Annotated in this window: 12 protein-coding genes and 1 pseudogene; 5 read left to right on the forward strand and 8 right to left on the reverse strand. The window is 63.4% G+C overall.

The genetic code is table 11. The annotated features are described in order from the left end of the window. Positions 1-72 precede the first annotated feature (72 nt). Together OYT95_RS02140 and OYT95_RS02145 are read left to right on the forward strand one after the other, a co-directional pair. Positions 73-909, forward strand: a complete 837-nt coding sequence (locus OYT95_RS02140) for a mycofactocin-coupled SDR family oxidoreductase (RefSeq protein WP_268790774.1) — start codon at positions 73-75, stop codon at positions 907-909. A 911-nt stretch (positions 910-1820) separates the two neighbouring features. Further along, positions 1821-2666 carry an SDR family NAD(P)-dependent oxidoreductase gene (locus OYT95_RS02145; RefSeq protein ID WP_268790775.1) on the forward strand — a complete coding sequence of 282 codons (846 nt, stop codon included), beginning with the start codon at positions 1821-1823 and terminating at the stop codon, positions 2664-2666. Between the two features lie 1170 nt (positions 2667-3836). Here OYT95_RS02145 and OYT95_RS02150 read toward each other — a convergent pair. The 5 genes from OYT95_RS02150 to OYT95_RS02170 form a co-directional block, all read right to left on the reverse strand. After that, positions 3837-4277, reverse strand: a complete 441-nt coding sequence (locus OYT95_RS02150; RefSeq protein ID WP_160118528.1) for a nuclear transport factor 2 family protein — start codon at positions 4275-4277, stop codon at positions 3837-3839. Positions 4278-4318: 41 nt separating this feature from the next. Next, entirely contained in the window at positions 4319-4795 is a 477-nt protein-coding gene (locus tag OYT95_RS02155; RefSeq protein ID WP_268790776.1) for a nuclear transport factor 2 family protein, read from the reverse strand. 55 nt (positions 4796-4850) lie between these two features. Beyond that, positions 4851-5336 carry a nuclear transport factor 2 family protein gene (locus tag OYT95_RS02160; protein WP_268790777.1) on the reverse strand — a complete coding sequence of 162 codons (486 nt, stop codon included), beginning with the start codon at positions 5334-5336 and terminating at the stop codon, positions 4851-4853. Further along, a complete protein-coding gene (locus tag OYT95_RS02165) occupies positions 5333-6817 on the reverse strand; it encodes an aldehyde dehydrogenase family protein (protein WP_268790778.1) in 1485 nt (494 codons plus the stop codon). Before OYT95_RS02165 ends, OYT95_RS02160 begins: the two co-directional genes overlap by 4 nt. A gap of 479 nt (positions 6818-7296) precedes the next feature. Further along, complete coding sequence (locus OYT95_RS02170) at positions 7297-7572, reverse strand: hypothetical protein (RefSeq protein WP_268790779.1); 276 nt, start codon at positions 7570-7572, stop codon at positions 7297-7299. 161 nt (positions 7573-7733) lie between these two features. On the opposite strand from OYT95_RS02170, the gene OYT95_RS02175 reads away from it, so the two are divergent. Both OYT95_RS02175 and OYT95_RS02180 read left to right on the forward strand, forming a co-directional pair. Next, positions 7734-8021, forward strand: coding sequence for a hypothetical protein (locus OYT95_RS02175; RefSeq protein ID WP_218027719.1), 288 nt, complete (start codon positions 7734-7736; stop codon positions 8019-8021). Positions 8022-8688: 667 nt separating this feature from the next. Further along, a complete protein-coding gene (locus OYT95_RS02180) occupies positions 8689-8895 on the forward strand; it encodes a three-helix bundle dimerization domain-containing protein (protein WP_268790780.1) in 207 nt (68 codons plus the stop codon). Between the two features lie 213 nt (positions 8896-9108). Here the strand turns inward: OYT95_RS02180 and OYT95_RS02185 are convergent, their stop codons facing one another. Next, positions 9109-10077, reverse strand: coding sequence for an arabinofuranosidase (locus OYT95_RS02185; RefSeq protein WP_378494048.1), 969 nt, complete (start codon positions 10075-10077; stop codon positions 9109-9111). Between the two features lie 391 nt (positions 10078-10468). Beyond that, positions 10469-11620, reverse strand: a complete 1152-nt coding sequence (locus OYT95_RS02190; RefSeq protein WP_268790781.1) for a carboxylesterase family protein — start codon at positions 11618-11620, stop codon at positions 10469-10471. A 165-nt stretch (positions 11621-11785) separates the two neighbouring features. On the opposite strand from OYT95_RS02190, the gene OYT95_RS02195 reads away from it, so the two are divergent. After that, on the forward strand, positions 11786-12367 hold the full coding sequence (locus OYT95_RS02195; RefSeq protein WP_268790782.1) for a TetR/AcrR family transcriptional regulator: 582 nt from the start codon (positions 11786-11788) through the stop codon (positions 12365-12367). A 437-nt stretch (positions 12368-12804) separates the two neighbouring features. Here OYT95_RS02195 and OYT95_RS02200 read toward each other — a convergent pair. Beyond that, positions 12805-13228 (reverse strand): annotated as a pseudogene (locus OYT95_RS02200) (MmcQ/YjbR family DNA-binding protein). Positions 13229-13647: the final 419 nt, after the last annotated feature.

A 13647-nucleotide genomic window follows, 5' to 3' on the forward strand; every position in this document is an offset into this window, starting at 1 on the left:
CATAGCTCGCCGCACGCCCTGATCTCTGCCGCCGAATCGTCCCCAACCTACCCACGAGAAAGAGGAACGGAAATGGCCGATCTAACAGGGAAAACTGCCCTCGTAACAGGTGGAGCGCGAGGACAGGGCCGTTCGCACGCCCTCGCCCTTGCCAAAGCCGGCGCTTCAGTCGCCATCCTCGACGTCTGCGAAGACATCAAGAATGTCTCGTACCCGCTTTCCTCGCAGGCGGAGATGGACGAAACCATGCGGCTCATCAACGAGGCTGCCGGAAAAGCTCTTGCACTCAAGGCAGACGTGCGCGACCGGGAGGCAATCAGCGATGCAGTCGAACGGATCGTCGACACGTTTGGATCGCTAGATATTCTTGCGATCAATCACGGCGTCATGGCGATCAGCGAATTTCGCCACATGGATCCTGCCGACTGGGACGTGGTCATCGACATCAACCTCAACGGCGTCTTCAACGTGCTGCACGCGGGACTTCCGCATCTGCTGAATCAGACCTGGGGACGGGTGATCATCACGTCGTCGATGGCGGGCAAAGGCGGGTACCCGCACTTCAGTCACTACTCGGCCTCCAAGTGGGCGGTCATCGGGCTGGCAAAGACCGTCGCCCTCGAGGTGGCCACCACCGGGACCACCGTGAACGTCATCTGTCCCTGCTGCGTCGACACACCGATCATCCACAACAGCGTCATGTACGGGCTATTCCGACCCGACCTCGACTCCCCGACAATCGACGATGTCGCCGAGGAATTCCGCCGGTATCAGCCCCAGGGAGTTCCATGGATTCCCCCTCAGGCAATCACGGATGCACTGATGTTTCTGGTCTCCGACGGTGCGAAACACATGACCGGAGAGACCCTCTCAGTTGCGGCAGGCCAAAACGCCAACGGTGCGGCATAACCAGTCCATCACCGATATCGTTCGCGGCGTCCATCAGGGTGCGGATTCACAGGAAGGACGGGCGGGATTGGAGGTGCGGTCGCGGCGACCACCCGGCCGAACATGCTGAACAGATCGTGGGCGTGACCGGAATGAGCAACACATCGGCGCGAACCCCAGATCCACCCTCGGTGCGCGGTGACCGACGGGGCGTGTCCTTGAGATATTCGGCACGGCTGACTAATTCGGATTACCTCCGTTCCGGACTGTCCCACAACGCCGGGCATCTCGGAGGTGCCACTATCCCCATTCGGACGGTAGCGGCGGCAGCCTGCGAAACCCGAGATTTCCTCCCGACCGCCACCGGTACGGCGCCATCACCCGTGCTTCACCAACCCCACCGCACCCATTCCCTCGACTCCGGCATGCCCCACCGCACACCCGCCTTCATCGATATCGTGCACTCGGACCGGATCGACGGACCTGCTCCACCTGCCCTGGGTGCGTTGTCGGCACCAACTCCGCCTGAATCCCAGCACTCGGCGACCGCCACTGCCGGAGGCCACGCCTTGCTCGGTGTTCACGACACGATCATCGCCGACCGATGCCCCGGGGCAGGCACAGCGCTGTCCCTGCCACTCACGTAGTGACGCCGAAGTCATTCCCTTTCAATTGATTTCGGTTGCACATCCGACAGAAATAGAGTTCACTTAACTGAGTTCAGTTTACGCAGCAGTCGCAAACGGAACCCTACTTCGCGAGGCAGCCGCCTCCCGTGGCGCATGAGGAAAAGGAGCGAGAATGACCAGCAAGCCGAATATCCGAATCGAGCCGATAATGGCCCCTTGGAAGGATCTAACCCTCGCGTCCATCGCGGCGATGCCGTCGGATCGTCCCAGTCCTAGGCCCGCACCTGTCGAGGGACAGCCGGCATGATCGATCTCACCGGCAAGGTCGCTATTGTCACCGGCGCAGCGTCCTTCCATGGCGACGACGATCCTTACCGCGTCGGCCAAGGCGCATCGACTGCGTGTCTGCTTGCGCAACTCGGCGCCAAGGTCGTACTCGCGGACATCCACGGCGAGGTTGCGGAGCAACGGGCGAAGCAGATCAGGGCCGACGGTGGCGACGCGATCGCCGTCGAGACCGACGTCCGCGTCGAGGAACAGGTCCAGCGGATGGTTACGACCGCGGTGGACGAGTTCGGACGCCTCGACATTCTGCACAACAACGCCGCCGACCTGAGGATCCCATGGGAGCCCGGCGACCCCCCCATCACGGAATTCGTGGTGGACACCTTCCGTGCCCAGATCGCAACACTGCTCCTGGGCCCGATGCTCGGCTGCAAGCACGCGATCCCGGCAATGGTGAACACCGGCGGCGGCAGCATCACCTGCACGTCGTCGATATCCGGCGAAATGGGCGAGCTCAACTTGACCACCTATAGCGTCGCAAAGGCGGGCGTCAACCAGCTCGTGCGCGCTGTCTCCGCACAGCATGGCAAACAGGGAATCCGGTGCAACGCCGTGGCGCCCGGACTCATACTGAGCTCCCCCGGTCTCCAACTCGGGGACGAGCTGATTACCCAGTACACGCGCCACTGCGACACCCCTCACGTCGGTCAGCCCGAGGACATCGCCCGGGTCGTCGCGTTCCTGCACTCCGATGCCGCGCGATACATCACAGGGCAGGTCATCAGAGTCGACGGGGGCTTCACCGAGCACTCCCCGATGGTCACCGAGGGTCGTGCATCCGGCCTCGTCGCCGGAACCACGTGAGGATCAGCGCCTTGCGACACCCGCCGAAAACGCGAGGCGACAGGACATCCGGACACCCCGCACTCTGACCTGATCGGTGAAAGCGCCCCACCGAGCAATGGGGTTCACATCGTCGTCGGCGGGTTTGGCGACTTCTCTGTTGAGAATTTCCGAATGGGCGTGGTGACGTCACCCCGAAACACGCATGTTTCGCGAAATGTCAGGTTCGCCCTCGCGGATCGGAGAGTTGGGGGCTCCCCGATCCACGTGACGGTCAGGCACGGTCCCGCCCCAGCGATTGCGGCCGAAAGGGAGTAGCGTGCACCAATAGACGTGATCGCGAAAGCATCGCGAATCGGCTCCGGTCGGGCCTGCGCGCACGTGGATTGCTCACCTGAGCAAGCGGCAATGGCGTTCGCGGTTCCCGATCGGGACGTCTCGTCCTCATGCCGCAGCCCAGATCCAGCGCGCCCAAGAGACACAATCTCGAGGAATTGGTTCCGATTACCCGTCTCTGCGGAGTCACGCTCCCACCGTGAGCGCGGTCTCGGTGGGAGCGCGGTCTCGGTGGGAGCGCGGTCTCGGTGGGAGCGATCGAGCACCCCAGTTGATAACAAGCAGACGGCGTGAACACAGTGGCACACCCACGCTGTCGGAACCGAGAGCGCGACACCGGGAACGGGTCACTCGGACCCACCTGCCCCTGCCGCCAGCATCGATGCGGCGCACGCCACTACGTGCAGGCTGACGGTGTAGCGCCCCTGCCAGCTACCCATCGGAGGCGGCGGCGCTTGACTGCGCCACAACATAACCGGCGTTACCACCTCTTCCCGGCACCTCGTTGGCACCACGTCTCCCGACCAACAACCCCTGCCTCGAAGCGAGTCACCATTCCCATCGTGTGCTGGAGTTCGAGAAGATAGGCTCGCTTCCTGAGCTTCGTTCAGAGCGTCAGCATGACCTTGATGGCGCGGCACTCATGCATTGCCTTGTAGCGCCCTCGGCCGCTTGTTCCAGCGGCAGGATCAGGCACAAGGCACTCACAGCTCGGAACTTCGCACCTACGCCGTACCTAATTTCGGTGGACACGCGTCCGCCTCGACCCCCCGCCGACCAACCTCATGACACGATCGGTCTGTCCGGAGCCTCTACCCGGTAGAACGTCGAGTGTTTCTATGAACCTCAGTGTGTTCAGTACGAATCGAGCTGTGGTGGCATCAGTGGACTAATGCGTCGCGAGGCGATACGCCAACCGTCCGCAGTGCGCCTGTAAGTATCGTCGTTGAGGCAAAAGCACCGAACGGTCGCACCATCTTTGTTGTGTCCGTCCTGGAGGAGGTAGTTGCTCCCGTAAGCCTCGTCGGAACCACTGAACTCGATGACGAAGTTGCTGAACAGGTGCATCTGGTCCGCCATGACTTCCTGGTTATGGGCGAAGAACTCCTGGATCGCCGCGCGACCCGAGTAGCTCTTTAGTCCCATCGGTCCGGCGTCGAACACGGCGTCATCGGCATATGGCTCCATCAGCGCCTCCATGTTGAACTGGTCGAGCCCCCGTGCGTAACGCGCAGAGAGCATACGAATTTCTTCGATGTCCGCGGTTTGCTGCGGGCTGACGGTGGGAATGGTCATGCACTTCTCCTCGATAGGTCTGTGAGTTTCCGGGCGACAAATCACTCGGCGGCGGCTTGACGGGCCAGGAAGCCCTCACCAAGCATGCGCTCGGGCCAAAAGAAGTTGAGACTCTGGCGCAAGATCTTCCAACCGTCATCGGTGCGGCTGTAGGACTCCTCGTAGACGCCAAGCCAGTAGAGTGGGCTACCCCCTTCGCGGATCTGATCACCGGTGACGAAGTCGAGAAGATAGACAAGCCCCGTCGCAGTGTCCGTCCCGGTGAGCTCGACGACGTGATTGACTACGACGTGCAGGTTGGAGAAGTACCCACTGGCGTAGAAGGGCCTTTCGGCCGCGGCGAAATTCTGTTTGAACTCAGTCCGGTCCGTCCAACTCCCGTATGGACCGAAATCACAGACCGCGTCGGGGTGATACAGCTCCACCAGCTCATCCAAACGGCCCCCGTCGAGGTAGGCCGATCCCAGAGTTCGGAGATGTTTGATGGATTCGATGTCGAGCAGTTCTTCGATTGTCATGAACTCTACCCCCAAAAGGTATCTCGTGAAGGGAGGAAGTGCGCTCGCCGAATCTTCACGGCCAGCCGGGGATCTTCGGACCACGGCCACCGACGGCGGCAATGTATGCATTATTGGCCGGGCGCTTTTCACCCCAAACTATTTCGAATACAAGCTTGGCAATCTTCCAGGTGCCCTCGTGGCACACCAGCTCGTTGTGGTAGCGAGCGACCAAGAAGCAGACATCGTCGTCGCCGGCGAACTTCTCGAAGGAATTGTGGTAAACGAGCGCCGTCGCCTTATCGCCCTCGATGTCGATGTGATAGACGTTCAGCATGTGGTGCTGCCATTCACATGTCTTCGTAAAGTCGGTCATCCAAGTGATGACGGCGTCCGCGCCTTCGACGGGCTCCCCATTGCCGTACTGTGCCTGAAGATCAGGATGCAGGACATCGTGCAGCTGATGCATCTGCGCCGAATCGACACTCGACGCGTAGCGGTACAAGACTTCTTCGATCGCGATCCGGTCGTCACCGACGGTCCGTTTCCCTATGGTGGTCATCGTGTCTCACCGACTTTCGTCCACACGCTCTTGACCTGGGTTAGCTCGCCGATCGAGGCTTCGCCGAGATTGCGTCCGTGCCCGGAGAGCTTGACGCCGCCAAAGGACACGCCGGGGTAGACCATCTGATAGCTGTTGATCCACACCGTGCCCGCGTTGAGCGCCGCCGACACCCGCTGGGAGGTATCGAGGTCGCTGGTCCACACTCCCGCGGCGAGACCGTAGTTCGTGTCGTTGGCGATCCTGATCGCCTCTGCCTCGTCATCGAAGGACAACACCGCCATCACTGGGCCGAAGATCTCCTCCTGCGCGATGCGCATCTCGTTGGTTACTCCGGTGAAAACGGTTGGCTCATGGAAGTATCCGGGCATGTCGAGGCGAGACCCTCCGCTGGCAAGGGTGGCACCTTCGTTCTTGCCGATGTCGACGTATGAGCTCACCCTGTCGAGTTGCTCGGCGGAGACCAGGGGACCGAGTTGCGTCGCTGGGTCGAAGCCAGAACCGACCTTCATCCCCTGCGTGCCTGCGAGAACCGCCGCGGTGAACTCGTCCTGGATCGAGCTATGTACCAATACTCGCGATCCGGCAGTACAGACCTGGCCGGATGCCCCCCAGACGGCCGCCTGGGCAGCCGTTGCAGCTGCGGCGATGTCGGCATCAGGGAACACGATGAACGCGCTCTTGCCGCCCAGTTCCAGTGAAACCCGCTTCACCCGCTTGGCGGCCGCCGCCTGAATGGCACTGCCGGTCGGGACCGAGCCGGTGAACGAGATGGCGTCCACACCAGGATGCTCCACGAGCGCAGCGCCCACAGTGGCGCCGCGGCCCTGCAAGACATTGAACACACCGGCCGGAATGCCTGCCTCGGAGGCGATCTCACCCATGAGAACAGCGGTCATCGGCGTCTGTTCCGCTGGTTTGAGGATCACGGTGTTGCCCGTCGCCAAGGCCGCCGCCACGGAGCCGAACACACTGATCGGCCCGTTCCACGGAGTGATCAACCCGATTACGCCGATCGGTAGACGTTCCTGTCGCACAGAGAAATTCGGCGGTGTGGGCGGAATGCTGCCGTGAATCTTGGTCGGCCAACCAGAATAGTAATCGATCCCATTTGCGGCGAAATCGACCGTGAAGTCGACGTACCACCGCAACAGCCCGGCATCGATGACATCGAGTTCGGCGACCTCATCACGACGGTCCAGAAGTAATTTGCCCATCTTGCGCAGCCGCCGCTCCTTTTCAAGCGGATCAAGAAGGCGCCAGCGGCCGTCGTCGAAGGCTTGCCGAGACGAGGTCACCACGCGCTCTACATCCGCCTGGTCCCCGAGTGCTGCACGTGCGACGACCTCTCCCCGAGCGGGATCTATGATGTCCATCGTCTTCCCGTCGAGGGAAGGAACCACTCTCCCGTCTAGGACGTGGCCGAAGACGTCACGCGCCAGGCTTTGCCTGGCCGCCTTGGAGATGGGGTACTCATTCATGAACGTTTCCTCGCCTCACTCCGATGAATACTGGTACTCGAACTGACTTCAGTTTAGTTTGGTACATCATTTGTGTCAAAGGTCACAAGCATGTGCTGCCCATGCAGCATTGCTACACCGCGGCCCATGCCCGTGTCCGGCCCGAGATTCTTTGGGACAAGCCCGTTGTCACGGCGCAGTCCAGTCGCTGCGCTCGTACCACATTGGGCTACTCTCTGATCATTTGTTTGCACGGCTGCTGCTGGCCGAGCTCTCACACCGGCACGCCCCTGGCTCCAAGAGTTCAGTGCCGGTGCGGTAGCCCCTTGCAATGGCATGGCCAATGCGACGTGGCGTGACACAGTCCCCGATGACACTGACCGTTTCACCAGGGCCGCGCAGTGGCCACAGATCGGTCTGCCGCCGATCACGACCACCGTGCCAGTCACTGCGCCCGATTGGCCGTCGGCGAACACGCCTCGAACCTGATCGTCCGGCGGTCACCTCGCCGAGGCGTCACCGCGGTCGCCGAGAGCGGGGTACCTGAGCATCAGCCGGTCCGCCATCCGCCTCGCCTCGAGTAGTTGCTCACGCAGTAACGGCACCTCCGCCCGGAAGCGTTCGGCCAGCACGTACTGGTCGTCGTCGTTCTGCGCCCACTGGGCGCGGGCGTGCGCGTCTGCGATGCGCTGGGTGAGGATCTCGATCTCCGCCCACAAGGCGTCGAGGAGAATGCGTGCCTGGGCGGTGTCGTGGTCGGGTTCCATCGCGGTCATTCGGTCATCTCCCCCCGTGGCGCGGCAGCTTCCGGGGTGCCGCGGGCTCGGACAAGACTGCGCCGGCGCGGTCCGCGTGAAATCGTGTAGGTACTCCCAGGCCACGTCAACACGAGCGCGGGTTCCCACGCACCCCGTCCACGTGCTGTTCTGCTCCTACGGTGGGACCGCTGGGACCGCGGAGGCCGAGACCGGCTCCCCGGTGGCTTCACCGCGCCGCCTCACGCAGCAATTCGGCGCCGCACCTCCCCGACGAGCTGGCCAAGATCTGCACCCGCATGCGACTGCCGTATCTGCGCAAGGCCGCCCCTACATCGCTCGCGACCGCCAGGGCCCAACACTGGGATCCGGCCGAGGTGGTGCGGGCGCGGCTGCAGGAGGAAGCCGTGGGCCGGGACGCCGCCACCTTCGCGGATGCGCCGCAAGAACGCTTTCTGTGGGCCCTCTGAGGCACCTCTTTTGCTCGGTGACCTTCAGGGTTGGAGCATAAGCGCCCTGCCCTCCAGCAGGCGACCCGAATGCCTGACCAATCCAGGATACTCACGCGTACAGCCGTTTGGCCCGTCTTCTATTGTCCGCGAGCCCCTGGAGCTGGGCCTGATCACGCGCCGTCGACGCACCGCCACACCTGATCCCCCGGACGCCGGTCACCGGCCGGCGGGTCGGATGATGCCGCGCAATTCCGGGTACGGGGCTGTCAGCCCGGCCACGAGCTGACGCACCTTCGCGAGCTGCCAGCGCAGACATGCAATAGCTCCCGATCCTCGGCGGGGCCTGCGCGCCCCTTCGGAGGTTTCGATTCCGGGCAATCAGCGCAGCGATCTCCTCGTGCAGCGGGGCGCGAAACACCCGCACCGGGGCGAGATCAGGGTCGAGGTCGTGCACCGTCGGTGTCATCCGGTGCTCTCCTGCTCGGTGCGGCCCGATCCAGACGTTGCTGCCGCGGGGCGTGAGAAGGCTGCGCCGCTGCGATGCAACGCCACATCGTTGTCGAGTCCGACGACCCGACGTCACGTGGGTGTACCAGCTGGTGGACTCATGAAAGGCTCTTCCCGACCGCCGTCGACAGGACCACAATCTTTGTCATGGACGTCACCGAAAGACAGCATCGACGCGGTGCGCGCACATCTGATCCGGCGGTACCAGTTCCTCGACACCGACCGGGTCGACCATGCGATCGATGCCGCCCACCACCGATTCGACGGATGCCAGATCCGGGACTTCGTGCCTCTGCTCGTCCAACGCGCCGCCACCCGCGCCCTCGACGATTCCCTGACAATCACGCCGTCCACGGCGTACCCGACAGTGCCCGAGGCTCCGTAACCACAGGCCCCGACACGTCGTTGAGTCGACGGCGACGAGGACTCCGCGGCAATCACCAGGGCCTGCCGGGGTGGCGCCTCGGTAACGGTGGTGGTGTCGTCGGTGCGCAATACGGGCCCCGCCTGTCCCCGCCGCGTTGCGTGCGGTGATCATCGTCCTCGGTCTGATCGGACTCTCACGTTTGCTGACGACGTGACCGTCATCGAGTCGTCGTTATGCCGGCTCTCTCATCACGCCGAGATGGCGCACCGTCCCGGAAAGGCCTGGAACCTCTTGCACGGGCGACCAGGTGCGCAGCCCATCGGTGCTGTCTGAATAGAGATACTTTCCTTCGGTATAGGCGTCGAGATATATCCGCCAGGCATCGTTCGGCAACTGAACCAGGGCTGGACCCTCCAGCAGCGAGCCCCAATCTCCAGGCGGGACGAACGAATAGGGTCCCGTCACCGACGGCGCGACCGCATGCTCGATCACCTTCTTCGTCTCGTTCTTGGTGAACGCGTGGTACGTCGATCCCACCTTGACCACGGTGGTGTCGATGTGGTCCGCGCCGACCCCGTCGAGCCGAGTGGGCGGGCCCCAGATTCGGAGCGACGGTTCCAGCGCGGTCATCAGATACGGCACGAATCCGCCGCCGGTCGACATCGACAGGATGACGTGGACGCGATCGCCGTCCACAAACCATTCGGGTGCCCAGGCCTTCGTGGTGAACGGCGACAGCGACGGTCCGTCGCTGAACCCGGCCGACCCCGAGGAGCCCGGCGGGCTCGCCGAGCCCGTTCCGTCTCCCGTGCCCGGCAGGAACGCGCAGCAGAACGGGACCGGCCAGGCCCCCAGGAACGTCCACTCGATGCGGTCACTGCTGCGCGCGAAGCCGATGTTCGCCCCGTCGACTGTCGTGTAGGTGAGGTAGTAGAACCCGTCCGTGTGCCGGAAGATGCTCGAGTCACGCACCACCCCTGACGGGGGCTGATACGCCGACAGTCGGAGGGGCTGAAAGTGAGTGGCGTCCCCCGACTCGTAGACATCCAAGTCGCGGTCGCTGGTGTTGCTGAACGCCACCATCGTGTATCGCCAGGCGGGCGGTGCGGCGCCACTGTTCCCCGGGGCCGCGACCAGCAAGCCCGCGACTGCGAGCATCACCATCGATATGGCGGAAAAGCTGGTTCGTTTGGTCAGCATCACTGGTGCAGTATCTATGACAGCAGGCGCACCATGCGCAACTTTGGCCGCAGGCGCAGCGTACGGATCGTTTCCGACGGCGATATGACGCTGAGGCGTTCGACATTGCAGAGCTGCCGCCGGCGACGAAGGTTGCGTACGCCGAACTGGCCGCGACGGTCACCACCCGCTGGCCGTTCGGCATCCAGGTGGGCACCACCATCACCGAGCTCGGACCCGCGTGCCGTGGTGGATCGCCGCCGTCGCATCGGTGTCCAATCGAATGGGCACGGCGTCGTACCGCAAGCCCGCGGTGGGACGAATCCGCGCCATAGCGACGGTGGGCGAGAGCGAACTGCGCGAGGTTCTCGCCGCGGATGCCGACGGAGGCGACAATGGCCACGAGAGTCGGTCACACGGAGTGTGAAATCGCCGGGTCCCAGGCCATAGGCAGCGCCGGTTCGGGCTCGACCACGCCGGTGTGCGCGTACCGTCCCCAAATCCTGCGCAGCGTCTTGCCGAGCAGCTCGACCTCGCCCCACTCGGTGTCACCGAGCATCGGAGAGCCTTCGCATGCCTCGCGTGTTCCGAGGAGCAACGGCAGCTCCACGCAGTGTGTTGCCCCGTAGCGAGACCCACGGGGCCGCCAATCGAGGCGGTAGGTAGACGCCCGAGCACCCGCTTGGACCAGGCGATCTCTGAATTCGCTCAGCGGGTCAGCAAGCATTCGATGCGTTATCTCGACCGTGTCGGGCCCGGGACCGGTGAACGCCGATACATCGTCGGCGTTCCAGCCGCAGATCACATCGAGATCCTGCACGTTCTCGCTGAAGCTCGCTCCCAGCACCGGGAGGGGATCAGTGCCCGAGACTGGAGAGAAGGGTGGCGCCCCGACGGGGCCGGATCGTTCCGCCCAGACGGCCGCGGTCTTACGTTGCGCATCGAGCAGTGAAGCGACACTGGCAGTTCGAGGGTCTCCCCCAACGATCTCGGCAAATATCCTTCCGACGTCCTCCGCTAACTCGCGCGGTCGGACGATGTCCGGTCCCGGACCGCTCTGCATGATCGCGCGGGTGAACAGCCCGCACGCGTCCGGGATCTCCATCAGCAGCCGGATCGAGACCGCTCCGGCGGACTGTCCGAAAACGGTCACGTTGCCCGGGTCGCCTCCATACCCCGCGATGTTCGCCTTCACCCAGCGCAGGGCCTCCACTTGGTCGTAGAGCCCGAGGTTTCCACTGCTGACACCGTCCAGGCACAAATACCCGAACACGCCGAGTCGATAGTTGACGCTGACCACCACGACGTCGGCTTCCGCGGACAGCGAGCTGCCGTCGTACCAGTCCATCAGTCCCGCACCGCTGTTGAACGCGCCGCCGTGGAGGAAGACCATGACCGGTCGGACGTCGGCGTCGTGTCCGGGTGTCGCGATCGACAGGTTGAGGCAATCTTCGCCTTGGACAGGGTCGGTCTTGTTCGGTCCCATCACCGGCGAGAGGCGACCGGGCAACTGCGGACAGATCTGCCCGCTGGATGGACCGCCGCAGTCGGGGCCGGTGGTCATGTGGGGTCGCTCGAATCGACGTGCGGTGGCGTACCGGATAGGGGCGGTACGAATCGCCCCCGCGGCCGCGCTACCGGTGACAGCCTCACCGCGACCCGACGATGATGAAACACTCGTTACATCCATGGGTTCATTCGTACCTGGAACAGTCGTTACAGTCAACGCATGCCTCCGCCACTCGATCGCGTCAAACGCGCCAAGCTCCTCTCCGGCGTCATCGATTACATCGGCGAGCACGGGCTCAGTGAGCTCTCGCTCCGCCCTCTGGCCGCATCGTTGGAAACCAGCGCGCGCATGCTGATTCACTACTTCGGATCGAAGGAGCAGATGCTCATCGCCGCCCTGGAAACCCAGCGCCCTGACATTGCTGCCGCATTCGCCGATGTCGCCGACGCCGACGCACTGCGACAGCGGCTGCACGAGGGATGGACTGCCAACACAAGCGGCGACTCCGCGACCAGCGCAAGCGTTGTGCTCCAAGTTCTCGGAGACGCCTGCGTGCAGCGCGGCCCATTCCTCGACTACGCTACGTCCGCGGTCGAGCTCCTGGTGACGGCCATCGCCCAGGTACTGGGTCGACTCGAACCCCCGGTCGAGGACCCGACGGCCACGGCGACAATCCTGGTCTCAGGCTTACGCGGAGTGCTGCTGGATCGGCTCGTCACCGGCGACGCAGCCCGCACCGACAGAGCCGCTCGACAGCTGATCGATCAAACCCTCCGAGCGACGCCGCCACCAACGTCGTGATACGACGAACAGTGCCCCACTCCCCTGCCCACGACCCAGGCACACAGGGATCGATGAAGTGACGGTTCGTGCCTCGATTTGCGGAGGCTTCCGCCACACGTCACTGCGGGCCTGATGGACCAGTGCATAGAGTGAACGTAAGTGATCTGTGGACCAACGGCATGGTCTCACTACGGCCTCGGTCTCGGTCTCGGTCTCGGAGAAATCGGCGCGCGCATCCCTGCCGGTCGCGGAGGGCACAGCGGCTCTGTTCCGCGAGTTCGCAGGCCTCGGCGCACTCGAAATTGCACATCGAGTCGGAATACTCTATCCCGACAAGATCATTCGTAATATACCTCGACGCAACATATTTGAGCGATGCAACTGTGCGGGACCACACATTGCCACGCGTTGCGGCGGCTCACTGATTTTCGGCGACCGAACCGACCGAGCACTCGCTACGTGCGACTCTGCCCACCGAGCCAAGCGGCAGCCCGGGTGGGCGAGGCACGGGAGAGCCACGCGTCCTGCACTACCTCGGTCAGTTCCTGGAGCGTGAGGTCACCAATCATGCTCGCCCGCAGCAGTACCGAAGAGTGGCCATCGAAATGTGCCGTGGTGAAGAACGGCGATGCGGAGTCTTGCACCATTGCTCGCTTGTCCGACTCGGAGGGCACCCAGAAGACGATCACGTCCGTGTATCGCTCACCGGTGTGCGGATCAGCGGCGTCGGGGCGAGGGGTTCGGAAGAACAAGAACGATTTGCCGCCGACCTGGTAGATGGGGTTGCCTCGCGGGCCCGTATTCGACCTTGACATAGGGCATGCCCAGGGCAAGGTCATGGACATCTTCGACCCGCGCATAGCGCAGTTTTGCCGACATGACAGCAGTGTAGGTCTCGTTGTCGCCTCCGCAGCGATCGGGACCGGAGGGAACCACACGCGGGGGCCCTGAACTGTCATGTTCGATGTCGTTCCACGCGTCGGCACGAGCGGCCGTCGAAGACGGTCTCAAACGACAGGACCGACTGGGCTGCGCAACCGTTCGATGCCGAACCACTGGCTCCATGCCCAGTGACGAACTCGTTGCCTTCGACCTGGCAGAATTCGCCCTCATCGAAGTTCTTCTCTTCGGTGGCGTGACAGCATGTCGCGACCATGTTGATTCTGCCCCGACGATGAACGGTGAGCCCGAAGTCGGCAACGGTGCGGCGTATGTAGGGAACATGTATTCGAACTCGTATCCGATGTATCCCACGTGGCGCCTGCAAGACCCTGCGATTGCCTTCGGCACGCAGACTC

Source organism: Rhodococcus sp. JS3073, from assembly GCF_026810085.1.
Classification (GTDB): domain Bacteria; phylum Actinomycetota; class Actinomycetes; order Mycobacteriales; family Mycobacteriaceae; genus Rhodococcus_F; species Rhodococcus_F wratislaviensis.